At 67.0% G+C, this 24,095-nt stretch carries 20 protein-coding genes, 1 pseudogene and 1 riboswitch; of the genes and pseudogenes, 3 read left to right on the top strand and 18 right to left on the bottom strand.

What is annotated here, in order from left to right; all coding sequences use genetic code 11:
• Positions 1-3: 3 nt before the first annotated feature.
• The 6 genes from ABD793_RS00720 to ABD793_RS00695 form a co-directional block, all read right to left on the bottom strand.
• The gene (locus ABD793_RS00720; protein ID WP_344854240.1) at positions 4-777 is read right to left on the bottom strand and encodes an enoyl-CoA hydratase; all 774 of its coding nucleotides are present in this window, start codon (positions 775-777) and stop codon (positions 4-6) included.
• Entirely contained in the window at positions 774-1,658 is an 885-nt protein-coding gene (gene mmsB, locus ABD793_RS00715) for a 3-hydroxyisobutyrate dehydrogenase (RefSeq protein ID WP_344854239.1), read from the bottom strand. The genes ABD793_RS00720 and mmsB overlap by 4 nt, the downstream gene beginning before the upstream one ends.
• Positions 1,655-2,686, bottom strand: a complete 1,032-nt coding sequence (locus ABD793_RS00710; RefSeq protein WP_344854238.1) for an enoyl-CoA hydratase/isomerase family protein — start codon at positions 2,684-2,686, stop codon at positions 1,655-1,657. Before ABD793_RS00710 ends, mmsB begins: the two co-directional genes overlap by 4 nt.
• The gene (locus ABD793_RS00705) at positions 2,683-3,822 is read right to left on the bottom strand and encodes an acyl-CoA dehydrogenase family protein (RefSeq protein WP_344854237.1); all 1,140 of its coding nucleotides are present in this window, start codon (positions 3,820-3,822) and stop codon (positions 2,683-2,685) included. The genes ABD793_RS00710 and ABD793_RS00705 overlap by 4 nt, the downstream gene beginning before the upstream one ends.
• Positions 3,823-3,825: 3 nt before the next feature.
• Complete coding sequence (locus ABD793_RS00700) at positions 3,826-5,325, bottom strand: CoA-acylating methylmalonate-semialdehyde dehydrogenase (RefSeq protein WP_344854236.1); 1,500 nt, start codon at positions 5,323-5,325, stop codon at positions 3,826-3,828.
• Between the two features lie 169 nt (positions 5,326-5,494).
• Positions 5,495-5,669: riboswitch (cobalamin riboswitch) on the bottom strand.
• A 927-nt stretch (positions 5,670-6,596) separates the two neighbouring features.
• Positions 6,597-6,932 (bottom strand): hypothetical protein, encoded by a 336-nt coding sequence (locus tag ABD793_RS00695; protein ID WP_344854235.1) that lies wholly within the window; start codon positions 6,930-6,932, stop codon positions 6,597-6,599.
• A gap of 95 nt (positions 6,933-7,027) precedes the next feature.
• On the opposite strand from ABD793_RS00695, the pseudogene ABD793_RS00690 reads away from it, so the two are divergent.
• Positions 7,028-7,776: pseudogene (locus ABD793_RS00690) on the top strand (IS256 family transposase); the annotation flags it as partial.
• Positions 7,777-7,853: 77 nt separating this feature from the next.
• Here ABD793_RS00690 and ABD793_RS00685 read toward each other — a convergent pair.
• Both ABD793_RS00685 and ABD793_RS00680 read right to left on the bottom strand, forming a co-directional pair.
• Positions 7,854-8,609, bottom strand: a complete 756-nt coding sequence (locus tag ABD793_RS00685; RefSeq protein WP_344854234.1) for an enoyl-CoA hydratase/isomerase family protein — start codon at positions 8,607-8,609, stop codon at positions 7,854-7,856.
• Between the two features lie 227 nt (positions 8,610-8,836).
• A complete protein-coding gene (locus ABD793_RS00680; protein ID WP_344854233.1) occupies positions 8,837-10,405 on the bottom strand; it encodes a class I adenylate-forming enzyme family protein in 1,569 nt (522 codons plus the stop codon).
• Positions 10,406-10,499: 94 nt separating this feature from the next.
• Between ABD793_RS00680 and ABD793_RS00675 the strand changes: the two genes are divergently transcribed.
• Together ABD793_RS00675 and ABD793_RS00670 are read left to right on the top strand one after the other, a co-directional pair.
• Entirely contained in the window at positions 10,500-11,663 is a 1,164-nt protein-coding gene (locus ABD793_RS00675) for a PucR family transcriptional regulator (RefSeq protein ID WP_344854232.1), read from the top strand.
• A 30-nt stretch (positions 11,664-11,693) separates the two neighbouring features.
• Positions 11,694-13,385, top strand: a complete 1,692-nt coding sequence (locus ABD793_RS00670; protein WP_344854231.1) for an AMP-binding protein — start codon at positions 11,694-11,696, stop codon at positions 13,383-13,385.
• On the opposite strand, the gene ABD793_RS00665 is transcribed toward ABD793_RS00670, so the two are convergent.
• The 10 genes from ABD793_RS00665 to ABD793_RS00620 form a co-directional block, all read right to left on the bottom strand.
• Positions 13,359-15,023 (bottom strand): bifunctional 3,4-dihydroxy-2-butanone-4-phosphate synthase/GTP cyclohydrolase II, encoded by a 1,665-nt coding sequence (locus ABD793_RS00665; RefSeq protein ID WP_344854230.1) that lies wholly within the window; start codon positions 15,021-15,023, stop codon positions 13,359-13,361. The genes ABD793_RS00670 and ABD793_RS00665 overlap by 27 nt on opposite strands.
• A gap of 90 nt (positions 15,024-15,113) precedes the next feature.
• A complete protein-coding gene (locus tag ABD793_RS00660) occupies positions 15,114-15,704 on the bottom strand; it encodes a TetR/AcrR family transcriptional regulator (RefSeq protein WP_344854229.1) in 591 nt (196 codons plus the stop codon).
• Between the two features lie 134 nt (positions 15,705-15,838).
• Positions 15,839-16,339: a flavin reductase family protein gene (locus ABD793_RS00655; protein WP_344854228.1), complete on the bottom strand. Its 501-nt coding sequence runs from the start codon at positions 16,337-16,339 to the stop codon at positions 15,839-15,841.
• Positions 16,336-17,565, bottom strand: coding sequence for a CaiB/BaiF CoA transferase family protein (locus ABD793_RS00650; protein WP_344854227.1), 1,230 nt, complete (start codon positions 17,563-17,565; stop codon positions 16,336-16,338). Before ABD793_RS00650 ends, ABD793_RS00655 begins: the two co-directional genes overlap by 4 nt.
• A gap of 33 nt (positions 17,566-17,598) precedes the next feature.
• Complete coding sequence (locus ABD793_RS00645; protein WP_344854226.1) at positions 17,599-18,774, bottom strand: LLM class flavin-dependent oxidoreductase; 1,176 nt, start codon at positions 18,772-18,774, stop codon at positions 17,599-17,601.
• A 35-nt stretch (positions 18,775-18,809) separates the two neighbouring features.
• Positions 18,810-19,643, bottom strand: a complete 834-nt coding sequence (locus ABD793_RS00640) for an enoyl-CoA hydratase/isomerase family protein (RefSeq protein ID WP_344854225.1) — start codon at positions 19,641-19,643, stop codon at positions 18,810-18,812.
• Positions 19,640-20,812, bottom strand: coding sequence for a thiolase family protein (locus ABD793_RS00635; RefSeq protein ID WP_344854224.1), 1,173 nt, complete (start codon positions 20,810-20,812; stop codon positions 19,640-19,642). Before ABD793_RS00635 ends, ABD793_RS00640 begins: the two co-directional genes overlap by 4 nt.
• Positions 20,813-20,880: 68 nt before the next feature.
• Positions 20,881-22,098: an acyl-CoA dehydrogenase family protein gene (locus tag ABD793_RS00630; protein ID WP_344854223.1), complete on the bottom strand. Its 1,218-nt coding sequence runs from the start codon at positions 22,096-22,098 to the stop codon at positions 20,881-20,883.
• 25 nt (positions 22,099-22,123) lie between these two features.
• Positions 22,124-23,299 carry an epoxide hydrolase family protein gene (locus ABD793_RS00625; RefSeq protein ID WP_344854222.1) on the bottom strand — a complete coding sequence of 392 codons (1,176 nt, stop codon included), beginning with the start codon at positions 23,297-23,299 and terminating at the stop codon, positions 22,124-22,126.
• 40 nt (positions 23,300-23,339) lie between these two features.
• Complete coding sequence (locus tag ABD793_RS00620; RefSeq protein WP_344854221.1) at positions 23,340-24,086, bottom strand: SDR family NAD(P)-dependent oxidoreductase; 747 nt, start codon at positions 24,084-24,086, stop codon at positions 23,340-23,342.
• Between the last annotated feature and the right edge of the window lie 9 nt (positions 24,087-24,095).

The following is a 24,095-nucleotide window of genomic DNA, read 5'->3' as shown; positions in this document are numbered from 1 at the left end:
CTGTCAGGCGTGGCGGAACTCCGGTGGCCTTTTCTCGGTGAACGCGGCCATGCCCTCCTTCTGGTCGTGGGTGGCGAACAGGGCGTGGAAGACCCGCCGTTCGAACAGTACGCCCTCCGTCAGGCCGGTTTCGAAGGCGCGGTTCACCGCTTCCTTGGCGGTGACGGCGGCGATGTGGGACATCGAGGCGATCTTCGTGGCGACGGCGATTGCTTCGGAACGTAGATCCGCGGCCGGGATGAGGCGGGAGACGAGGCCGGAGCGTTCGGCTTCGTCTGCGGGTATGGTGCGGCCAGTCAAAATCAGGTCCATGGCTTTGGCCTTGCCGATGGCGCGTGTGAGGCGCTGGGAGCCGCCCATGCCGGGGATGACGCCGAGGGTGATTTCGGGTTGGCCGAAGCGGGCGGTGTCGGCGGCGAGGAGAAGGTCGCACATCATGGCGAGTTCGCAGCCGCCGCCGAGGGCGTGGCCGGCGACGGCGGCGATGAGCGGGGTACGGACGCGGGTGAGGGCGTCCCAGCCGGCGAACCAGTCTTCGGCGTGCATCTCGCTGAAGGTGCGGGGTGCCATTTCCTTGATGTCGGCGCCGGCGACGAAGGCACGGTCGGAGCCGGTGAGGACGATAGCACCGACGTCTCCGGAGCGGTCCAGTTCGGTCAGCGCAAGGGTGAGCTCGCGCATCGTCTGCAGGTTCAGGGCGTTGAGGGCCTTGGGGCGGTTGAGCGTGACGAGGGCGACGCGGGGTGCCGGGTGCTCGATGATGATGGTCTCGGTCATGCGGGTCCGTTCTCGCGGAGGGTGGTGATGATGGCGGAGAAGTCGCGGCCCGGGCCGTCGTCGGCGACGAACTCGGTGTAGAGGTCGGTGGCGTGACGGCCGAGTGCCGTCGCCACACCTGCCGAGGACGCTGCGGCCTGGGCCAGGCGCAGGTCCTTGAGCATGAGACCGGCAGCGAACCCGCCCGCGTAGCCACGGTTGGCGGGACTGGTTGGCACGGGCCCGGGTACGGGGCAGTTGGTGGTCAGCGCCCAGCATTGGCCCGAGGCGGTGGAGGCGACGTCGAACAGGGCCTGGTCGGTCAGGCCCAGCTTCTGCCCGAGCGCGAAGGCCTCGCTGACGGCGATCATCGAGACGCCGAGGATCATGTTGTTGCAGATCTTCGCGGCTTGACCGGCGCCGGAGTCTCCGCAGTGGACGAACTTCGCCCCCATGCTCCGCAGATACGGCTCCGCAGTGATGAACGCCTCCGACGGGCCGCCGATCATGAACGTCAGCGTCGCCGCGGTCGCGCCGACGACCCCGCCGGACACCGGCGCGTCCACCGCCAAGTGCCCCGCCTCCCGGGCCAGTTCGGCAGCGGCGCGGGCGTCGGCGACCTCGATGGTGGAACAGTCGAGGAACAGCGTGCCCGGCTCGGCGGTCGGGATGATCTCGCGGTAAAGGTCAAGCACATGCTTCCCGCTGGGCAGCATCGTGATGACCACCGATGCCCCCGCGAGCGCCGCGGCCGCGGAGTCCACCACGGACACTCCCGACGCCCGGGCCGCGTCCGCCGCCGCAGGGACCGGATCGTACCCGGCCACCTGCTCGCCTGAGGTCACGAGGTTGGCGGCCATCGGGCCGCCCATGTTGCCCAGTCCCAGAAATGCGACCGTCATGCGCGCACTCCCGTCAGCTCGTCGTCGCCGAGGTCGGCGAAATAGGACGCCACCAGCTGCTCATCCACCTCGGCCAGGGTGGCCGGCGACCAGTGGGGTGAACGGTCCTTGTCGATGATCTGCGCCCGCACTCCTTCGGCGAACTCGGCCGAGCCGAATGCGCGGTGCGAGATCCGGTACTCCTGGATCAGCGTGGCGGGCAGGTCCATCGCCGCGGCGGACCGCAGCGCCCGCAGCGTCACCTTGAGCGCCGTCGGCGATTTGCCCTCGATCTCCTTCGCCGCCGACACCGCCGCCTCAACACCGTCACGCAGCCGCGCGAGGATCTCGTCCACGGTGTCCGGTTGGTAGCAGTGGTCGATCCACTCCCGAGCCGCAGCCAGCGAGCTCGATGGCGGTTCCTCGGCCACCAGGTCCAGCGCCGCGTCCGGCGTTCGGGTCGCGAGGGCGTCGAACAGGTCCGGCAAGCGCTCCGCGGGAACAAAGACGTCGGCCAGTCCACAGTGGATCGCGTCCGCACCGGATAGCTGGGTCGTCGTCAGTGCGGTGTGCGTGCCCAGCTGGCCCGGCGTGTGCGAGAGCAGGAACGTGCCGCCGACGTCTGGGACGAACCCGATCCCGACCTCCGGCATCGCTATCCGCGACCGGTCGGTGACGACCCGGTGGCTGCCGTGTGCGGAGATCCCGACTCCGCCGCCCATCACGATGCCGTCCATGATCGCCACATACGGCTTCGGGTAGCGCCCGATCAACGCGTTCATCCGATACTCGTCAGCCCAGAACTCCAGCGACGCCGCGCCGCCGGCTCGCGCGTCGTCGTAGATCGACCGGATGTCCCCGCCGGCGCACAACCCACGGTCGCCGGCACCGTCCACCACGACCGCCCGCACGGCCGGGTCGCCGGCCCACTCCAGCAGGTGCTCGGTGACAGCACGAGCCATGTCGTGGGTCAAGGCGTTGAGGGCCTTCGGACGGTTCAGCGTGATCCGACCGAGGCCACTGTGGACAACGAACTCGACGTCGCTCATGATGCCTCCTGCAGCATCCGGCGGGAGATGATGACCCGCATGATTTCGTTGGTCCCTTCGAGGATCTGGTGCACCCGCAGGTCACGGACGATCTTCTCGATCCCGTACTCCGCGAGGTAGCCGTAGCCGCCGTGCAGCTGCAGCGCCTGGTTAGCGACATCGAACCCGGTGTCGGTACAGAACCGCTTCGCCATCGCCGACAGCGCAGTCGCCTCAGGATCCCCACTGTCGTAGGCGTCGGCGGCCCGCCACAGCAGCGTCCGGGCCGCCTCCAGCTCGGTGCGCATGTCGGCAAGCCGGAACCGCAGCGCCTGCGCCTCCCCCAGCGGCGCACCGAACGCGGAGCGCTCGGTCAAATGCCGCACGGCCTTGCCCAGCGCCGTCTGCGCGCCGCCGAGCGAGCAGGCGGCGATGTTGAGCCGTCCACCGTCCAATGCGGACATGGCGACCCGGAAACCGCCGCCTTCGCCGCCGAGCAGTGCCATGGCCGACACGCGCACGCCGTCGAACACGACCTGGCAGGTGGGCTGGGCGTTCCAGCCCATCTTGGCCTCGTTGGGCCCGAACCTCAGCCCGGGTGTGTCCCGTTCGACGATGAACGCAGAGATCCCGTGCGCACCAGGGCCTCCGGTGCGAGCGAGAACCACGTAGACCGCCGACGTGCCGGCACCCGAGATGAACTGCTTCACCCCGTCAAGCACGTACTCGTCGCCCTCGCGCCGGGCCCGCGTAATCAACGCCGCGGCGTCCGACCCGGCCCCGGGCTCTGTGAGACAGTAGCTGCCCAGATCCTCCATAGTGGCCATCCGCGGCAGGTACCGGCGCCGCTGCGCGTCATCGCCGAACTGGTCGATCATCGCCGTGACCATGTTGTGGATCGACACGTACGCGGCAATCGACGGGCACCCACCGGCAAGCGCCTCGAAGACCAGCACCCCGTCGAGGCGGCCCAGCTCGCTGCCGCCGACGTCCTCGGGCAGGTACAGCCCACCGAACCCGACCCCGGCCGCCTTGCGTAACATGCCGGCTGGGAAGTGCTTGTCCCGGTCCCACTCCAGCGCGCGCGGGGCCAGATGCTCGGTCGCGAACTCGGCCGCCGTATCCCGCAGCGCTCGTTGTTCTTCCGTGAGGCGCATCGTCTACGCCATCGTCGGCATGACGAAGCTCGCGCTTTCCTTGGCCCCCGAGGGCCAGCGCGACGTCACAGTCTTGGTCTTGGTGTAAAATCGCACCGAGTCCGGGCCGTGCTGATTGAGGTCGCCGAAGCCGGAACGCTTCCAGCCGCCGAACGTGTGATAGGCGATCGGCACCGGGATCGGCACGTTCACCCCGACCATGCCGGTGTTCACCCGCGCGGTGAAGTCACGCGCGGTGTCGCCGTCACGAGTGAAGATCGCGACACCGTTGCCGTACTCATGCTCGCTCGGCAACCGCAACGCTTCCTCGTAATCGGCCGCACGGGCGATGCACAGCACCGGGCCGAAGATCTCCTCACGGTAGATCCGCATCTCCGGCCGCACCCGATCGAACAGGCAGCCGCCGAGGAAGAACCCGTTCTCATGACCGGGAACCGTGAGGTCCCGGCCGTCCACGACCAGCTCTGCACCTTCGGCGATCCCGATGTCGAGGTAGTCCCGCACGCGTTGCACCGCGGCCGCGCTCACCAGCGGTCCGAAGTCGACACTCTCATCCAGCGACGCCCCGACCTTCAGGCCCCGCACTCGCTTGGCCAGCCGTTCCACCAGAGCGTCAGCCGTGGCCTCCCCGACCGGCACCGCGACCGTGATCGCCATGCACCGCTCACCAGCCGAGCCGTAACCCGCCCCGATAAGGGCTTCCACAGCCTGATCCAGGTCGGCGTCAGGCATCACGATCATGTGATTCTTCGCCCCGCCGAAGCACTGCGCGCGCTTACCGTGCGCGGCGGCCTGCTCGTACACGTACTGCGCGATGTCCGACGAACCCACGAACCCCAGCGCCTCCACCCGAGGATCCACCAGCAGCGTGTCCACGGCCTCCTTGTCACCGTTGACCACGGAGAACACCCCCGGCGGCAGACCCGCCTCCCCGAACAGCTCCGCCAGCCGCAACGGCACGGACGGGTCGCGTTCGGACGGTTTGAGCACGAACGCGTTGCCACACGCGATCGCCGGTGCCGCCTTCCACAAGGGAATCATCGCCGGAAAGTTGAACGGCGTAATGCCCGCGACTACCCCCAGCGGCTGGCGCATCGAATACACGTCGATCCCCGTGCCCGCGCTGTCACTGAACTCGCCCTTGAGCAGATGCGGAATCCCGACGGCGAACTCCACCACCTCCAGCCCACGCTGAATGTCGCCGCGCGCGTCGGCCACCGTCTTGCCGTGTTCGGAAGAAAGCAGCCGCGCCAAGCGATCTTCGTCGGCGCGGACCAGGTCGAGGAACTTCATGAGCACGCGGGCGCGACGCTGTGGGTTCCACCGCGCCCACTCGCGCTGGGCCTCGGCGGCCGCGTCCACCACAGCGGTGACCTCGGCAGCCGAGGCGAGCGGGACGCGCGCCTGCACGGCACCGGTACTGGGGTCGGAGACGTCGGCGAACCGCCCGGACGTGCCCGGAACCAGTTTGCCGCCGACGAAATGGGTGAGTTCAGGGGTCATGGGCCAGCCTTTCGCGAAGGAACGCAGGACGGAGCCACCCGGGCACCGAGGTACGCGGGCAGGCGAAGCCGAAGGAACTACCGCGGATCAGCCAACGGATCTCGCGGTGGCACAGCATCTTTCACGCAGGCAGGTATCAGCCACATGCGTTCAGCTCCATCCTCGTGGACGAACACGGACACCTGCGGCCGGTATCCTGGCTCCCGGATCCGCACCGCCCCGGCCTTCCCGGCTCCCGCCAGTGACCACTCCTCGTGAGGCGGCACTACCCGGTCACAGTGGCGGGACCGCGCCGGACTCACACCGGCTTCCCTGCACCGCAGACCTGAGGACACCATAAAGTAGGAAGTCCTACCATGTCGAGCGTGCCGTACCCCTCATCTGAGTGGCGGATCAAGGAAAGGCCTGTCCCGTAGATAAACCGGCCGAGGACGGAGATCGCGACGGTGTTGGTGGTCGCGCGGCCGGTATCCCAGCCCACAGTCGACGTCAGCCGCGTAAAGACGGTGAGCGGCGGAGGTTGTCCAGCAGCGGCGCGCCCGGCACGTAGGAGAGGTAGCCGTGGTACTTGCCCGAACTCCGTGCCGAAAACACGCTCAGCCAGCACCAGCAGGAGGTACACCGTCTCAATGCCCGCCGCCCCGCGCCGAGCGGCCCGAGCCCGGCGTCAACGGCCGAGAACGTGGCAAGCGTTTTGGTGTCCCTACCGCTTCCGGACAGTTCGCCGGCACGATCACGACCAACAGCTGCATGACCTCGATAAACACGAACGGCACGTGGAGCCCATACTGCATGCTCTGCGGTTCCGCACGAACCGCCAACGGCCAGCTAACATCATCAACCCAACTACCGACACGGATCCGCACGGCTCCACTCCCACAGCCTGGTCATCGCGGCGCTCCCAGCAGCGCCACCTCGACCTCGGCTAGCGCAGTCCGGCCGAGGGCATCGGACGACAGGTGATCTGTGCTCGCGGATTACGCCGGCCAGGATGTCCGGTTGCGTGTGTTGAGAGCCGAGCCTCCCCCTCGCCGGGGTCAACCCGGGACGGGTTGCAATGGTGGGCGATGGTGCGTAGCGACAGGTGGCCTTCGAGGGCGCATCCCTTTCCGGTGCCCATGCGCAGCAAAGTGTGACCGCAGCGAGTCGTGCCACCCATACGTTCGGCGCAGGCAGCGCGAAACAGGTAGGTGCGCAACACACGCAACTGCGTTTGGCGTGCTGATCGCCTTCCGGACCGCAGATGTCGGGCCCACCCAGGGCCTCCTCTATCACTGCTTGAGCTGCCTGCGGTTGGCTGTCAGGACCTCGTCGGACAGTCCGGGATCGACCTCGGCGACAGCGCGGGAGACCACTAGCGCGCCGACCGTCTGGCAGAACAGTGCTACTGCCTGCTTTCGGGCTTCCGCCACGCTCAGTTCGGTGCCGGATTGGTGCGCGCGATCGAGCAGCATCGCGGTGATGGCACTGATGTAGCCCTCAAGCCCGCTCTGGTACTCGACCTGGGCTGCGACGCCGTGGCGTCCGGTGTCAGCTGCCAGGGCGGCTGACGCGCAGCCGGTTTCCGGGTGATCGCAGTGGGCGGCGGTGACGTATCCGTCGACCATGTCGTGCAGGCTGCGCGGGCGGAGCGGGGATGAGCCTTGCAGATGGCGGCGAGCACATCCAACGAGTCGGCGAAACCCTGATGGTAGACCTGGCGGTCTACCCAGTGATCTTCATCGACGCGATCCACGTGAAGATCCACCGACGGCAAGGCCGCCAACCGGCCGATCTATGTCGCGCTGGCGGTGACCTGCGAAGGCCGCCGAGACATCCTCGGGTTGTGGGCCGGCGACGGCGCCGGCGCACAGTACTTGCTGCACGTGCTCACCGAACTCAAGAATCGCGGTGTCGCCGACGTGCTCATGGTCGTGTGCGACGATCTGAGCGGACTGCCGGACGCGATCACCGCCGTCTGGCCGCAGACCATCGCCCAGACTTGCGTGGTGCACTTGCTGCGCAACAGCTTCCGCTACGCTGGCTGTCAGCACTGGGCCGCGATCGCCAGGGCGCTCAAACCTGTTTACACCGCGCCGACCGATGCCGCCGCCCGCGAACGGTTCGCCGGGTTCGCCGCGACGTGGGGCGCACGAGACCCGGCCATCGTGCGGTTGTGGGACAACGCGTGGGCGGAGTTCGTGCCGTTCCTGGCGTTCGATCCCGAGATCCGCCGGGTGATCTGCTCGACCAACGCGATCGAGAGCGTCAACGCCCGCATCCGCCGCGCGGTGAAAGGCCCGCGGGCAGTTCCCGAACGAGCAGGCCGCACTCAAGTGCGTCTACTTGGCGATCATGAGCCTCGACCCACCGGCACCGGCCGGAAACGCTGGACGATGCGGTGGAAACCCACGCTGAACGCGTTCGAGATTGCCTTCGACGGCCGCCTGGCCACCGGACGCAAGTAGTCCCCTTCAACCCGAGTTACACCGCTCGTTTGACAGACCCGCCGCAGTTGCCGGAGAAATGCCTCCGGAGAGCCGGTGCCGCTAGAGCGACAGCGCGGCCAGCGCTTCGTGAGCGAGACCGAGGCTGAGCTGGTCCTGGACCAACCGTTTGATCTCGCGGGTCAGGACCACGCGCGCGTAACGACGAGTCAGATCCGGCTTCGCAGCGATGCCGCGGGCCAGTTCCATGGCACGGTCGAGCACCTGGGCCCGGGGAACCACTTCGTTGATGGCGCCGTAGTCGAGCGCCTGCTTGGCTTCCAGCTTCTGATCGGTGAGCAGAAAGTACCGGCCACGCTGCGGACCGAGGATGTGCGTCCACACCGTGTGTGCGCCGTCCCCTGGGACGATGCCGGACGGGAAATGCGGCGAGTCCTGGAACGTCGAGTGGTCGGCGGCGATAGTGACGTCCGAGAGCAACGGGACTTCCGGATGCACCAGCACCGGACCGTTGATCGCCGAGATGACCGGGACCTCGATCAGCAGCAGGTTGTTGATCAACCTCTGGCCCTCGAAGAGGATGTGCGCCCAGTCCGCTGCGGTACCAAGGTTGAACTTCGCGAAATCGATCTGCGCGCAGAAAGAACCGCCCGCACCGGTGAGCACCACGACCTTGTTCCCCGGATCGCAGGCGATGTCGTTGAAGCAGTAGGCGAGCTCATCGTGCGCCAGTCCGGTCCACACCAGACTGTCGCCATCGGTGTGCACCGTCACCTGCAGGATGCCGTCGTGACGTTCGAGCCGCACATGCTCGTACTTCGTCGCGTAGTCATCGAGTTTGGGAGCGATCGACGTCATTGTACGTGCCCTTCAAACGAACAACTGTTTGTTTATTGACAGTAGCAGTACTGTCAACTGGGTCACAACATCCCGACACGCCGCACGCCGATGGTACGATAGTAAACAGCCTGCACCAGGAGAAATGGTGTCGGCACGAGGTTAGCTCGATCCAAGTCATGGGCCTGGATCACCGAGCGAAAACTATTGTTAGTTTTGACTTAGATGGCCAGTTCTGTGCAGCTTGATCACTCCGCCAGTGCCAGCTCGTCCCGCAGCCGACGCTTGAGTACCTTGCCATAGGCGTTGCGCGGGAGCTCGTCAACCCACTCGATTCGCTTCGGCACCCGGTAGCCCGCAAGCCGCTCCCGGCACGCCGCCACGACCGCCTCGTTATCACGATCGTCGCCTGCCGGTACGAGCACGGCGGTCACCGCCTCGCCCCACACCCGGTGCGGCGTACCGATCACTGCGGCTTCCTTGACCGCGGGGACGCCGAGGAGGACTTCTTCCACCTCCCGGGCGTAGACGTTCGAACCGCCGGTCACGATCATGTCCTTGGTGCGGTCGACCACGAAGAGGTAACCGTCGCGGTCGAAGTAGCCGACATCGCCGGTGTGCAGCCATCCTTCGCCAAGTGCCTTCTCGGTCGCCTCCGGGCGGTTCCAGTAGCCGTTCATCGTCTGGGGCGCTCGGGCGAGGATCTCACCGGCATCCCCGTCCACCGCCCGGCCTTCCTCGTCGACGATGCGCAGCTCAACACCGGGAAGCACCCGCCCGGCCGACTTGATCAGCGGCGAATCCGGCGTACGGATCGCTTCTCGGTGATCGTCTTCGGTCAGGACGGTGAAGAACATCGGTGATTCCATCTGCGCGAAGGATTGCACCAGCCGTCCGGCGAACACTTCGGTCACCTCGTGGAAAGTTCCCCGATCGATCGGTGAGCCGGCGTAGTAGATGCGCCGCAGCCGCTCTGGCACCGGTTTGTCCTCCGGCCACGCGTCCAACAGCATCCGGATCATCGAAGGCACCAGGAACGTCCCGGTCACCCCGAACTCGTCGAACACCTCGACTGTGCGCGAACCGGTGAACGAAGCGCACACCAGGTTGTGACCACCGAGGCGGATCGTAGGCAGCAGCAGGAAACCGGCACCGTGGGTAAGTGGTGCAGCGTGCAGGATCACCTCACCGTCACCCATCCTCAGCACCTCGATCGCGCGCTCGGCGATCACGTCCCAGGCGCGGTCACTGAGCACCACGGCCTTCGGCAACCCGGTCGTGCCGCTGGTGTACATGAGACTGGCGGGTGCCTCGGCTTCTCTGGACACCGGCGCCGGAAGTGGTTCTGCCTCCCGAGACAAGCGGTCGAGCTCCGGCTCGGTCGCGTCGGCGCCGTCCGCGCGCACCACGACCACACCCGGCAACACCGTCAGCTCGGGCGCTCGTTCCAGGAACTCACCCGTGGTGATCAGCACTGTGGCACCGGAGTCCTCGATCATGTGCCGGTAGTCCACCGCTAGCAGCCGGACGTTCAGCGGGACCACGACCAGACCGGCAGCGACCGCGCCCAAATAGCTCTTTACGTACGCGATGCTGTTGTGCAGCAACAGTGCCACCCGGTCCCCGTGTCCGAGGCCCAAGCCCTGAAGCGCGCCGGCGGTCGCGGCTGTCTCGTCGCGCAGTTCACGATAGGTGAGGCTGCGTCCGCCGGCGGAGTCGAGATCGGTCAGTGCGGTCGAGTCGGGAAACGTCTCCGCGCCACGCCACAGATCCTGGGCCGCGTTGACAACGCTATCGGTTCGCTCGGAGCTGGACATACCTGGACGCTAGCCAGCCGAACTCCCCCGAGATATGGATAATCTCCAATACTGAAGGCCCCTTCCGAGAGGTTCCTCCAAGGCGGAGGTAGGCATGCACGCTCACCACAGCTTACTGGCGACCATCGCCGACCGGTTGCTCGTGCGCCGCGCCGCACTGGTCGACGCGCAAATGACCCAGCTGCGCACCTTCCGTTCGTACAACCGGGTACCCGACGACGATCTGCTTCGTTCCTGCGAACGCAATGTGGCGCGAGTCGTGGCGACGCTCGAACAGCGGGACTCCCTCCCGCCCGGGATCGAAGAGGACGAGCGAGATTCGGGCCGGCGGCGCGCACTCCAGGCCATTCCTGCCGACGACGTGGTCAAGGCGTATCGAGCCGTGCTCAGAGTGCTCCGTGACGCGTTCATCGAGGAAGCAAGCGCGGTCTCCGCAGATCCCTGGGATGTGCTGGCCGGCACCCGCAAGCTCTGGGAACTCACCGATCGGTACAGCGATGTCTTGGTAGCCGCCCGGCAGCAGGCCGACATCGACAGCGCGCGCCGCGAAGAGCAGCACCGTATGGCGCTGGTCCAGCGTCTGGTCAGCGGCGCAATCGAACCCGGTGAGATCCTCCCCGGCGGTGCCGTGCACACCGTCCTGCCCGACCGCGAATACTGGGTGGTGCGAGCTCATGCGGACACCGCAGACCTGCCGCAGCTGAGCCACCACCTCGAATCGGCAGGACCGGCCGCGAGAACGCTCATCGCGCCATTCGACAACGACGTCGTCGCCATCACTGCCGCCCGGCCGACAGCCTGCGACAGCGCGGTGATCGCCGTCGGTGGACCAGTGCGGTTGACCGAGATCCCGCAGGCGTTCGCCGAAGCGACCCGAGTGCTCAGAGTCGCGCTCCGTTACCACCGCGAGGGTGTGGTCGACAGTTCGAGCCTCTCGGTGCGACTCGCCGTCGAGCAGCACCGGGAACTCGGTGAACAACTGCACCGGCGGTATGTGGACCCGGTGCTGACCCAGCCGGGCGCGCACGAAATCCTCACCACCATCCGCACCTATTTCCGCACGCGCAGGTCCATCGCCGACACCGCCGCGGCCTTGTCCGTACACCAGAACACTGTCCGCTACCGGCTCTCCCGGTTCGAGACTCTAGTCAGCGCGTCGACAGCCGACACCGACACCCTGGTCGAGGTGTGGTGGGCACTCGAGCACGACAGCATCCGCGGCGACGTTGACGGCTCACCTTCACACGTGGCATTTTGAACTAACGATTGTTCGATTACGGAGGCTGTCGTGCCCCAAGAAGCGCCTGCCCCCGCCACGGCACCCCGGCGATACGCCGAGGAGTCCCGGCTGCTCCGTGGCAGCGGCCCCGGTCCGGGTCCGCTGGCTCAAGCTTTCCCTTACGAGCAGCGGACCATGCTCCACGTGCTACGTCATCGAGCCGAGCATTCCGCCGACCAGGAGTGGCTCGTCTTCGACGGCGCCGACCGCCTCACCTTCGGACAGGCCGAAGAGCAAGTCCGGCGGTTCGCCTCTGCCGTCGTCACAGCAGGTTTCCGGAAGCCGCGGGTCGCCCTGCTGCTGCGAAACCAGCCGGAGTTCATCCCGGCGTTCTTCGGGGCACAGCTTGCCGATGGCTTCGCCGCGCCGCTGAACCCGGAATCGCGGGGCCCCATGCTGTCCCGGCTGCTCATACGGTGCGAAGCGCAGATTCTCGTCGTGCGCAGCGACCTGCTCCCCGTGCTGTGCTCCGCACCGTCGCTCGGGCAGGTCGCGCTGGTGCTCGTCTGCGGCGACACGAACACCTCGAGTGAGATCCACGGCGTGCCTGTCCGGGGCTTCCGTAGCTGGTACGCCCACCACTCCCCGCTCCCCTTCGAGCACCTCCCCGAGCCAGGTGATTTGGCGGCGCTGGTCTTCACCTCCGGTACCAGCGGCGGCTCGAAGGCCGCGATGTGGACCCATCACTACCAGTACTTCAGTTCCGCTTCGGTCAGTGACGCACTCGGCCACACACCCGGTGACGTGCTCAGCACCCCGCTGCAGATGTGCCACATCGCGGGACTGCAGAACTTCGCGAACTCCGCACTGCACGTCGGCTGCACCGCGCACCTGAAGTCGGCGTTCTCGGCGAGCCGGTGGTGGGACGAAATCGCCGCGGACGGAGCGACTTTCGCGATGCTGATGGGCCCGATGGCCGGGATGGTGCTGGACCGGGTTCCACAGGCTCCGCGGCACCGCCTGCGCACGGTGTACATCCTGCCGCAGCCTGCTCGGCGCGCGGAATTCGAGCAACGTTACGGGACAACCGTGGTCTGGCAGGGCTGGGGCATGACCGAGATCTTCCCGCACGTTCCTTCGGCCACCCGGCTGGAAGATGTTCCCGCCGACACGATCGGCCCGCCACCATCCTGGACGGACTTCGGGGTGGTCGACGAGAACGATCGCATGCTCGCCCCGGGCGAGCTCGGCGAGATGGTGTACCGGCCGCTCATCCCCTGCGCCATGGCGAGCGGCTACTACGGCGACCCCGTGGCGACGAACAAGGCGTTCCGCAACTTCATGTTTCACACCGGCGACCTCGGCTACTACGACGAGACCGGCCGGATCCATTTCGTCATGCGCAACCAGGACGCCATCCGCCGCCGCGGCGAGAACGTGTCCGCAGTGGAACTGGAGCAGGTGGTCCGCCAGCACCCGGCCATCGCCGACGCGGCCGCGTACGCCGTGCCGGCCGATCTCGGTGAGCACGAGGTCAAGCTCGACCTGATCGCTCGCCCGGACGCTCCGCTGAACCTCGACGAGTTCTTCGGCTGGCTCACCAACCAGCTGCCGAGGTTCATGCTGCCACGCTACCTCGAGCAGCGCACCGAGTTCCCCCGCACTCCGAGCCAGCGAGTACAGAAGTACCTGCTGGCCGAGGAGAAGCTCGATCGCCCGCAGGTGCGGGAATTCCTACCGCCGGCTCGACGAACGCGCTGACTGTGCGGCCGCCTCGGAGGTCGCGCCGGTGCGCGGCTGCCAGTCACGCGCGAGTGCACGGATCTCGTCGAGATCGCCACGGATCTGATTGACCAGCGCCCCGGCCGAGTCGAAGGCGAGCATCGGGCGGAGAAAGGCGCGTGGCACAACCATCAGCTCACGCCCGTAGATGTCCCGGTCGAAATCGAGCAGGTGCACCTCGAAGCGCTGCTCGACACCGGCGAACGTGGGATTGGTCCCCACGCTGATGGCCGCGACGTACGCGGTCGCGTCACCTGGTTCGTCGCCATGGACCCACGCCAACCCGCCGTAGACGCCGTCGGCGAGTTCGCACTCGTCGATTTCCAGGCTGAGATTCGCAGTCGGGAAACCCAGGACCCGGCCACGTGCGTCGCCGTGCTCCACAATGCCGATCACCGCCTCCGGCGGGTCCTGAACCCCCGGGAACCGGTGCCCCAGCCGAGCACGCTTGGTCTCCAGGTACGCCTGGTTGTACTTGGTCACCCGCGCCGGCGGCGGTGTCATCCTTTCGACCGCGACCCCGTGCTCGCGCAGCGCGCGCAGCTTGGCTGGATTGCCGCTGAGCAGCCGGATGGAGCGGATCCCGAGATCGTGCAGGATCGCCGCAGGTGCAGCGTAATCGCGTGCGTCGACGGGGAGCCCCAACGCAAGATTCGCGTCCACGGTGTCGCATCCCCTGTCCTGCAACCGGTATGTCTCCAGCTTCCGCAGGAGCCCGATGCCGCGGCCTTCGTGTCCACGCACATAGACCACCACCCCGCGGCCGGCGGCGACGATCGCGGCAAGCGCATCCTGCAACTGCGGCCCGCAATCACAGCGCATCGAACCCAGGACGTCACCGGTGAAGCACTCGGAGTGCACGCGCACCAACACATCCTCCGCGCCTTCGAGCTCACCGAGAACGAGGGCAATCTGCTCGACGCCGGTCACGTCGCGATAGCCCAGCACGTCGAACGGCGCATCGCACACCGGCAGCCGCGACCGGGTGACCCGCTGGACCACCCGCTCTCGCCGGTAACGCACGATGTCGTCGACGCTGATGATCCTCAGATCGTGTTCCCGTGCGAACTTCTGCAGCTCCGGCAACCGGGCCATCCCCGTCGGATCCAGCTCGCTCACGACCTCGGCCAGCACGCCGGCCGGGCGCATGCCCGCGAGCGTCATGAGGTCGACCGCCGACTCCGTGTGCCCTCGGCGCTCCAGGACTCCACCACGGCGTGCGCGCAGCGGCACCACGTGCCCAGGGCGGGTCAAATCCGTGGCCTGGGAACCGGGATCGGCCAGCACCCGCGCTGTGCGTGCCCGGTCGCGTGCCGAGATCCCGGTGCCGACACCGGTGCGCGCGTCGGCCGTCACGGTGTACGCAGTGCCTCGTGGATCCTCGTTGGACGTGACCATGGGAGGCAGATCGAGCCGATCGGCAGCCTCGCCGGGCATCGCCACGCAGAGATACCCCGACGAGTGCCGGACAAGGAAGGAGATCACCTCGGAGGTGGCGAACTGCGCGGCGCAGATGAGATCGCCCTCGTTCTCCCGGTCCTGGTCGTCCACAACCACGACCGGCTTTCCCGACCTCAGGTCGTCAAGGACCTCCGGCACGCTGTCGAATGACGTCACGTCCAAACCTCCTCATCCCACGATGTAAACAAACAATAGTTTGTTTACATCGTGAAGTCACCCTCGGAAGCCCACGTCACCGAAGCCGAGCTAGCGTCCCCGGACGCCCAGCAGGATTGCGTCGGCAATGCGCTCGCCGATCTCTTCCCCGGTGTCCGGGCCATCTTTTTTGTACCATTCAGCAGTCCAGTTGAGCGCTCCGAGCAAGCTCAGCACGGACGTCTTGAGGTCCAGCTTGTCGTTGAAAAGCCCGGTGCGGAAACCGTCCTCGACAACGGTGGTGATGATCGCCTCGTACTGGCGCCGCTTCTCGACCACGCGTGCCAGGTTCTCACCGGTCAGGTACCGCCATTGGTGGAAGACCACCAACGTGCGCTCGGCGTTCTGCGCCACGATGGCGACATGGCCCTTGATCAGCTGGCGCAGCCGGCTCTCCGCGCTGTCCGGCCCAGCCACCGCGGCGTAGCCGAGCGCGAGAAACTTGTCGATCCCGCCCTCGACGATCTCCAGGAGCAGGGTTTCCTTGCCGTCGATGTGGGCGTAGAGACTTCCCGGAAGCAGGCCGACCGCATTGGCGATGTCGCGCATGGTCGTTCCGGTGTAACCTTGCGCTCCGAAGAGCCGGGTCGCTTCCTCCAGGATCGACCCGCGGGTCTGCCGGGTGCCTGCTCGTCGGGCCACGACTCGTCCTCCCACCAAGCCCGCCTCGGACGGGCAGCCGGCCGTCGGCTCGTGCCAAGCGGACGACGATGAACTAACAGTTGTTCTACTCTGGTTACGATACTAGGGACCGCCCGATCCGGAATCCTGCGGGTTCACGATTCGGCGAGCTTCGCGTAACCCCCCTTGTAGAACACCAGCGGTCCGCCACGCCCGGGATCGGCGGACAACGCGGTGACCTTCGCCAGCACCATCCAGTGGTCACCGGCGTCGTCCTCACGCGCAAGGACGCAGTCGATCCAGGCCGGTACCCGCGGCAGTACAGGATGCCCGGAGGGAGTTCGGCGCCACTCGAGGTCGGCGAACTTGTCTCCGCCCGAGACGGCGAACCGCCGGCCGAGGTCCTCCTGGTCGTGGCCGAGGATGTTGATGCAGAACGCACCCGCATCGCGGATCCGGGGCCAGCTGGTCGACGTCTTCTGCGGGAAGAAGCCGACCAAGGGCGGGTCCAGGGAGACCGAGGTGAACGATCCGATCACCAGTCCCGCCGGGCGGCCATCGGGGCAGGTTGAGGTGATTGCCACCACTCCGGTCGGGAAATGCCCCAGCACGTGGCGGAAATCCCCGCCATCGATCTCGGAGACCTGCTGGATCATGACTGCGTCACTCCTTCCGGATCGACCGCTGCCGTCCGCTCGCCGGGCGTCACGTTCTGCCGGAGCACCTCGTCCAGCGCTTCCCCTGCGATTCCGGTCTCGGCCAGCACCTCAGCGGTGTGCGCCCCGACCTTGGCAGGCCACCTCGGCCGGGTGCCCAGCGGCTCGAAGGGCAAGCGGACCAGCCGCTCGCCACCCGGTGCACCAACCGGATCGAGGAGAATCCCCCGCTCGGCGGTGAGCGGATGCTCGAGTGCGTCCTTGACGGGGTTCACCGGGGAGACTGGCACCTCGGCCGCCAGTAGCACCTTCTCCAGCTCGGCTCCGGTGAAGCACACCGTCCGCTGTTCGAGCAGCTCGTGCAGCTCCGCCCGCCGGGTCACCCGTTCCCCGACCGACACGAACCGGGGGTCGTCAGCGAGCTCGGGCCGCCCCAGCGCGGCGCAGAGCCGCCGGTAGATCGCGTCGTTGCCGGCCGCGATCATCGCCCAGCCATCGGCCGTCCGGAACGCCTCATACGGCGCCGAAATGGAGAACCCGGATCCGCTCGGCCCGGGCGAGACCCCGGTCGCGAGGACGTTGAGGATCTGGTTCGACAGCAGCGCCATCCCGGAGTCGACGAGGGTTGCGCCCACCCGCTCGCCTTGGCCGGTGGCGTGTCGCCTCTCGAGTGCGGCCATCACGGCGATGGCCGCCCACATGCCGGTGCTGATGTCGATCAGCGAGACCGGAACGCGTGCCGGTTCGCCACCCGGGTGGCCGGTTGCCGCCATAATCCCGGTGAAGGCCTGGACCACCGGGTCATAACCGGGCAGACCGCGCCCCTGGGGACCGTCGCCGAAGGCGGAGATCGAACAGTACACCAGGCGGGGGTTCCTCCGGTGCACCGCTTCCCACGAGAGTCCCAGCTTGTCGAGCTTGCCCGGGCGGAAGCTCTCCACCAGCACGTCGGCCTCGTCGATCAAACCGAGGACTGCTGCCCGGCCCTCGGACGTGGTGAGGTCGATCGCGACGCTGCGCTTGTTGCGATTGAAAGCGAGGAACACAGTGCTCGTGCCGTCGACGAAGGGAGGCATGTGGCGGCTGTCGTCGCCCCGCCCCGGGCGTTCGACCTTGACCACATCCGCACCGAGATTGGCCAGGACCATGGTGGCCATCGGCCCCGCGATCACGTTGGTCAGGTCGACGATCCGCAGTCCGCGATACGTGGTGTCCGGTAATGTCATCGGCGGCCTCCTTTCTTGCTCCCGAATGCCCAGTCAGCGGGCCTGCGCTGCCCCGCGCTCTTTCTGCCACTGCTCCTGTGCCGCCGTCCGCGCAGCCGCGGTCGAGGACCGGTTCGCCTCCGTCTCGGCCAACACGTGCTCATACGAACTGCGCACCGGCCGCAAGGATCCGTTGAAGTGCGGGATGACCCGCTCGGCGAACAACTCGAAGCCACGCAGTGTGTCTCCCCAGTTCGCGATGTCGAAGCCCTGGAACAGGTAGGTGCCGAAGCCGCCGGACCGGTCGATGAGTCGTTCGATCTGGGCGATAGCCATTTCCGGTGTGCCGATGACGCCGCGGCCGGTGTCGTTGAGCAGCTTCGCGAGTTCGGCGGTCGTGGCCGGCGCGGAAATCGCCGACGGGGTGATGTGCGAGAGGTACTCGTAGTGCCAGCGCAGGCCGTGCTCACAGTCTGCGGACGCCTTTTCCACACTGTCCGCGACGTGTATCGGGCCCATCAGCCGCCATTGGTCGCGATCGACGGTGTGCCCGGTCCGCCCCGCCTCCTCCTGCACGATCTGCCAGTGCACCGGCAGCTGGTCATTGCCCGTCGGATCGGTGGCGGCCAGCGACAGCAGCCCCAGACCGTGGCGCCCGGCGAGTTTGGGACCCGAGGGCGACACCGTGCCCACGACCGAGACCTCCAGGTCGCCATACGGCGCAAGCTGGAGCGACGCATCCTGCAGCGTGAACCATTCGCTCTTCACCGTCACCGTTTCACCGGCCAGCAGGCGGAGGATGACGTCGATCGACTCCTCCATCCGCGGACGCAGGTGCGTGGTGTCGATGCCGAACATCTTCGCGTCGGTCGGCAGCTGGCCGGGTCCGGCACCGAACAGCACCCGGCCACGGGTGAGGTGCGTCAGCTGCACGATCCGCTCGGCGACCTGAAACGGGTGGTGATACGGCAGCGAGATCACCCCGGTGCCGAGCTTGATGTGGCTCGTCCGCTGTGCGGCGGCGGCGATCATCAGCTCCGGCGAGGCGACCAGTTCGGCACCGCCGGAATGGTGCTCACCGAACCAGATCTCGTCGAAGCCCAGCCGGTCGAGGTGTTCGGCCAGCTCGACGGCGCGGTTGATGGCGAGCGTCGGGTTGAGGCCGACGACGTTCTGCGGCGGGATGAAGACACCGAACTTGACCCGTTCGTTCGCGATAGTTGCGGCCATGGCGGTCCTCGATTTCGAAAGTCGGTCGTTGTGGATCACGGCAGCTGCGTGCGGTCGCGGTTGTACCGCGGTGGTCGTTTCTCCAGTGCCGCCACGACGCCCTCGTGCAGGTCGTCGGTGTGGTGCAGTGCCGAGGTCACCCAGAAACTGGTGTTCATCGCGGTCGTGAGGTCCTGCGACCAAGCGGCCCGCAGCGCTTGTTTGGTGGCTTCGATTGCGCGGCGCGGGCGGGCAGCGAGCTTGGTGGCGAGCGCGACCGCATCGTCGACGAGCTCGTCCGGTTCGGCCAGGTGGTTGACCAGCCCGATGGCCAGCGCTCGCTCGGCGTCCACGACGTCACCGGTCAGCGCCAGCTCCGCGGCCATTCCGCTGCCGACGAGCCGAGGCAGGAAGTAGGTTCCTCCGTTACCGGGTGCCAAACCGACCTTTACGTAGGTTTCGCCCATTTTCGCGCGCCGGGAAGCGATCCTGAGGTCACAGGCCAGCGCGAGATCGAGGCCGCCCGCAGTCGCACCGCCGTTGATCGCGGCCACGATCGGCAACCGCGAGGTGGTGAGGCGCTGTGTCAGAGGGAAGAGGATCCTCGCGTTGAACGGTTCCTGCTCGACCGGCAACCGCTCCTCGAGGTAGGTACGCATGGCCTTCAGATCCGCGCCCGCGCAGAACTGCCGCCCTGCCCCGGTCAGCACCAGCGCACGAATTCCGTTGTCCGCCTCCAGCCGGTCGAGCAGCCGGAGGAAGTCACGCACCAGCTCGGGAACCACACCATTGGCGAAGTCAGGACGGTTGAGTGTCAGTAAGGCGACGCCCTCGGCGGGGAACGCACAGCGCATCGTGTCGAGTTCGACGCTGTCCTGGGTCGTGGTCATTGCAGTGCCTCCAGCACCGTGCCCACCGCCACGGCGTAACCCCCGCCCATCCAGCCGCCGGTGTTCACCGCGAGACCGACACGAGCGTTCTCGACCTGACGCTCCCCCGCTCGCCCACGCAGCTGGACCGCGAGCTCGGCGAGCTGGGCGATACCGGTCGCGCCGAGCGCGTGCCCGCGGCTCATCAGCCCGCCACTGGTGTTGACCGGGATCCGCCCACCGATCGCAGTGGACCCGTCACGGATCAGCCCCGCCTCCTCGCCCTCGGCGCACAGACCGATCTCGGCGTACTGGATCAGCTCGGCCGGCGCGGCGGCGTCGTGCAGCTCGATGACGTCGGCCTCGTCCACGCCGATCCCCGCCGACCGGTACACGGCAGCCGTCGCCTCGGTGACCGGGAGCGTGTCCTTACCGCCCTTGAGCTCGCAGCCACGGACCCGGAGCAACGAGCCGATCGATCGATCCCGTGCGTACTGCTCTGAGCAGACCACGACTGCAGCCGAGCCGTCTGTGGTCGGCGAACACATGGGCAAAGTGAGCGGATCGACGACCATCCGACTGCGCAGCACTTCCTCGATCGTCTGCTCGGCACTGAATTGGGCGAGGGGGTTCAGGCGCGCATGCATCCGGTTCTTGACCGCGACACGCGCGAAGTCCTCGACCGTCGCATCGGATCGGGTGAGGAACGCCCGAGCCTCCTGAGCGTAGAACTCCATCAGGATCGAGCGGGTCCAATCCTCGTCCTCACCGGCCTCTCCGATCTCGAAGACGTCGGTGGACCCGCGTAACGCGCGGAACGGGCGGGTCTTGTCGGCATGCGTCAGCTGCTCCGCGCCGACTGCCAGCGCGACGTCGTACTGCCCGCCGGAAACAGCGTGCACGGCGAGATGGAAAGCAGAGCTGCCCGACGCGCAGGCGTTCTCGACGTTGATCACGGGGTGCCCGGCCAGGTCGCTGTGCCGGAAGGCAACCTGGCCCCGGATCATGTCCTGGCCCGTGACCGTTCCGGCGACAGCGTTGCCGAAGTAGACGATCTCGACGTCATCGGCCGAGACACCGGCATCTTTGAGCGCCTCGGCCGAGGCCGCATTGGCCAGGGCCCGGATACCGGTCCCCGGCCGCCGCGCGAACGGGGTCATCCCCACGCCCGCGATCACTACGTTACGCATACCTCAACTCCAGCAATCGAACGAGAAATAGTTTCCACCGTGCCCGTACGCCCCCTCGTGCGACCGCCTCAGCCGAGCAACCCGAACTCCGCCTTGCCGACGTGGTCGTAGAGCTGGTCTGTGCCAAACGAGTGCAGTAACCCGGCCCGCGCATCGCGGAAGAGCCGTTCCAGTACGTTGCCCCGGCGGAACGAGGCTCCACCGACCAGCCGGAGCGCGCCGTCGGTGACACTGATGGCAGTCTCGGTGGCGTTGACCTTCGCAATGTCCCAGTTTGCTTTGCGCATCGACGCCGGCCACGGGTCGTCCGCACCGTCGATCGCGGTCTGTGCAGTCTGTTGGAGGACCCTCGCCGTGACCACGATGCTGGTGTACATCCGGCCGAGGCCGTGCTGGATGTAGCCTAGCTGTTTCACGTCGGTGTCTTGACCCGACGCCGTCGCACCCAGATGTTTCTTCTTCAGAAACTCACGCGCCTCGAAGTACGCCTTTTCCGCCAGTCCCAAGTAGACGCCGGCGAACCCGAGCGCGGCCCATTCTGCCTCGCCCACCAGTCCTTGCCGAAAGTTGCCGCCGTAGGCGTCGGGGCCTGCGAACACCTCATCCAGCACCAGGGTCTGGCTGCCGGTCGCCCGCATGCCGAGGGTGTCCCAGGTTTTGTCGATCGAAACACCTGGGGAGCCGACCGGGACGATGAACATCGACTCCCGCTCGGCGTGTTCGTGGTAGTCCTCGGGGATAGCGCCATCAGGATCGGTAATCGTGGCGTTGAGGGCAATCAGGTCACACCCCTCGATCAGGGTCGACCAGTTCTTCTTGCCGGTGATGCGCCATCCGCCGTCCGGCTGCGGGACAGCCACGGTGTCGGCAAGGCCGCTCAGACCGGCGCGTGCCTCGCTGAACGGACCGCAGAGCAACAGGTCCTCCTCCGCGATCCGGGCCAGGAGCGCGGCGCGCTTGTCCTCGTCGAGAGAGGGGGTCGTCCGGAAGATCCCGACCATCGTCTGGTGCATGTTGAACGAAAGCGCGATCGCGGGATCACCTTTGGCCAGTTCCCGTCCGATCGCGGACACCGTCCCGATGTCGGCGCCCAGTCCGCCGTGCCGCTTGGGCACCGCTGCCGAGGCGATCCCACTCTCCTTGTACAGCGGGACCAGCTCCACCGGGAACCGATTGGCGACATCACAGTCCTTGCCCACAGCGGCGAACTGCTCGGCAAGGCCAGCGGCCTTCTCCAGGATCAGGGCACGCTCGGCGGCGGTGATCTCCGGCGTGTGCTTGCTCATGCCGTTACTCCTCTTCAATGTGCGATCAGGTCAGTGGCCGGAAGAACTCGCGCAGCTCGTGCACCACGGACTCGGGTTGTTCTGCGGGTGCGAAGTGGCCACCACGAGGCAGCACCGTCCAGCGTCGGAGGTCGGTAACACGTTCGGCGAGCCGTCTCGGCAACAACAACAGTTCCTTCGGAAACACACCGAAACCGGTTGGCGCGTCGATGGCCCGTGTCCGGGTATGCCGTGGCTCGGGTGGGACTCCGCCGCGGAAATGCTCGTGGTAGATCCGCGTGGACGTGGCGATCGAGCCGTTGATCCAGTAGATCATCGCGGTGGTGCACAGAAAATCGAGGTCGAACAGCTTGAACACATCGCCGTCGTGATCGCCCCAGTCGCGGCGGCGGCCCAGCACCCAGGCCGCCGTGCCGACCGGCGAATCTGCGAGTGCATAGGCAAGGGTCTGCGGCTCGACCTGGTGCACCGTGCGGTGACTCTGGATCAGCGGTTTCGCCTCCGCCATCCGCTCCCACATCCATTGCTCGTCCGGGCCGAAGTCCTCGGCGGTCAGGACGCGAAGGTCGACCCCCGGCACGTACGGCAGGGTGAGCCAGACCCCGTGCAGCGAATCGCCGAATCCGTGCCCGATCTCGCCGGTGATGATCGAGCCCCAGTCACCGCCGGCCGCGCCATAGCGCTCGTAGCCGAGCGCATCGGTCATCAAGGCGTGCCACAGTTCGGCAATCCGACGAGCACCGAGCCCGGTCGTGGCCAGCGGAGTGGAGAACCCCGAACCGGGAAGGGAGGGCACCACGACGTCGAACGCGTCCGCCGGATCCCCGCCGTACCGAGCCGGGTCGGTCAGCGGTCCGATGACGTCCTTCCAGTCCCAAAATGTCCAAGGCCAGCCGTGCGAGAGCAGGAGCACCTTCGCTCCCGGCCGTGTCGCCTTCACATGCAGGAAGTGGATCGGCACGCCGTCGATCTCGACCCGGTACTGGGGAAAGGCGTTGATCGACGATTCTTGGGCGCGCCAGTCGAATTCATGCCGCCAGTGGTGCACGACGTCGCGTAACCAGGACTTCTCCACGCCGTAGGACCAGTCCTCGTTGCCGAAGTCGGCCGGCCACCGAGTGGCGTCAATTCGCCGGTGCAGATCGTCCAATTCTGCTTGCGGCACCTCGACGTGAAAGGGCTCCGGTTCCGTCGTTCTCATTCTCATTCCTTTCCGCCGAGCACGGTTTCCGGCGCCGGCGTCACCCGAGACCCCGGATCGTCATGCCGCCATCCACCACGACGGTCTGCCCAGTCACGTAACTGGCCTCCGGCGAAGCGAGGAAGTGCACCGCCGACGCGACCTCGTCCGGCCGCGACAGCCTGCCGAGAGGGACTTCGGCGGCGAGACGCTGGACCCGTCCCGGGTCGGCGGTGGCCATCCGCCGATCGAACCCCTCCGTGCGCACATAACCCGGCGCCACAGCGTTCACCCGCACCTCTGTCGGCGCCCACTCGACGGCGAGCGTCCTGGTCAGGCCGATGATCCCCGCCTTGGCCGCGCTGTAAGCAACCCGGCCCGGCATACCCAGCACAGCGGCGGCGGAGCTCATGTTCACCACCGCGCCGGACCGCTCGACGAGCTCCGGGTAAGCCCGCCGTGCGCATCGCAGTATCCCGTGGAGGTGGACATCGAGCATTCCGCTCCACTCGTCGTCGGTGACTGATTCCGCCGGCTGCGAACCGGGAACTCCAGCGTTGTTCACCAGTACGTCCAGGCCACCGAACCGCTCGACCGTCTCAGCAACCATACGATCGACCGACGCGGTATCGGTTACGTCGACGAAGGCTGCGACCGCGTTCCGCTCGAACTCGTCGGACACGACTTTCCGAACTCGGTCACCGTCCACATCGGCCAGTACCACCTGGTAGCTACGTTCGTGCAGGTACCGCGCGACGGCCAGCCCGATACCGCCGGCCGCGCCGGTGACCACTGCCACTCTCGCCATGATCTCGCC

This window comes from Amycolatopsis ultiminotia (genome assembly GCF_039536925.1).
Taxonomy (GTDB): domain Bacteria; phylum Actinomycetota; class Actinomycetes; order Mycobacteriales; family Pseudonocardiaceae; genus Amycolatopsis; species Amycolatopsis ultiminotia.
Note: the sequence above shows the minus strand (reverse complement) of the source record. Positions and strands in the feature narration are given on the sequence as shown.

What these genes read in the sequence shown, in the direction of transcription:
- ABD793_RS00700 (WP_344854236.1), bottom strand. Translation starts at nt 5,325, where the DNA reads ATGACCCCTGAACTCACCCATTTCGTCGGCGGCAAACTGGTTCCGGGC.
- ABD793_RS00675 (WP_344854232.1), top strand. Translation starts at nt 10,500, where the DNA reads ATGCACGCTCACCACAGCTTACTGGCGACCATCGCCGACCGGTTGCTC.
- ABD793_RS00620 (WP_344854221.1), bottom strand. Translation starts at nt 24,086, where the DNA reads ATGGCGAGAGTGGCAGTGGTCACCGGCGCGGCCGGCGGTATCGGGCTG.
- ABD793_RS00635 (WP_344854224.1), bottom strand. Translation starts at nt 20,812, where the DNA reads ATGCGTAACGTAGTGATCGCGGGCGTGGGGATGACCCCGTTCGCGCGG.
- ABD793_RS00720 (WP_344854240.1), bottom strand. Translation starts at nt 777, where the DNA reads ATGACCGAGACCATCATCATCGAGCACCCGGCACCCCGCGTCGCCCTC.
- ABD793_RS00685 (WP_344854234.1), bottom strand. Translation starts at nt 8,609, where the DNA reads ATGACGTCGATCGCTCCCAAACTCGATGACTACGCGACGAAGTACGAG.
- ABD793_RS00640 (WP_344854225.1), bottom strand. Translation starts at nt 19,643, where the DNA reads ATGACCACGACCCAGGACAGCGTCGAACTCGACACGATGCGCTGTGCG.
- mmsB (WP_344854239.1), bottom strand. Translation starts at nt 1,658, where the DNA reads ATGACGGTCGCATTTCTGGGACTGGGCAACATGGGCGGCCCGATGGCC.
- ABD793_RS00705 (WP_344854237.1), bottom strand. Translation starts at nt 3,822, where the DNA reads ATGCGCCTCACGGAAGAACAACGAGCGCTGCGGGATACGGCGGCCGAG.
- ABD793_RS00650 (WP_344854227.1), bottom strand. Translation starts at nt 17,565, where the DNA reads ATGACATTACCGGACACCACGTATCGCGGACTGCGGATCGTCGACCTG.
- ABD793_RS00625 (WP_344854222.1), bottom strand. Translation starts at nt 23,299, where the DNA reads ATGAGAACGACGGAACCGGAGCCCTTTCACGTCGAGGTGCCGCAAGCA.
- ABD793_RS00645 (WP_344854226.1), bottom strand. Translation starts at nt 18,774, where the DNA reads ATGGCCGCAACTATCGCGAACGAACGGGTCAAGTTCGGTGTCTTCATC.
- ABD793_RS00655 (WP_344854228.1), bottom strand. Translation starts at nt 16,339, where the DNA reads ATGATCCAGCAGGTCTCCGAGATCGATGGCGGGGATTTCCGCCACGTG.
- ABD793_RS00695 (WP_344854235.1), bottom strand. Translation starts at nt 6,932, where the DNA reads ATGGTCGACGGATACGTCACCGCCGCCCACTGCGATCACCCGGAAACC.
- ABD793_RS00680 (WP_344854233.1), bottom strand. Translation starts at nt 10,405, where the DNA reads ATGTCCAGCTCCGAGCGAACCGATAGCGTTGTCAACGCGGCCCAGGAT.
- ABD793_RS00630 (WP_344854223.1), bottom strand. Translation starts at nt 22,098, where the DNA reads ATGAGCAAGCACACGCCGGAGATCACCGCCGCCGAGCGTGCCCTGATC.
- ABD793_RS00710 (WP_344854238.1), bottom strand. Translation starts at nt 2,686, where the DNA reads ATGAGCGACGTCGAGTTCGTTGTCCACAGTGGCCTCGGTCGGATCACG.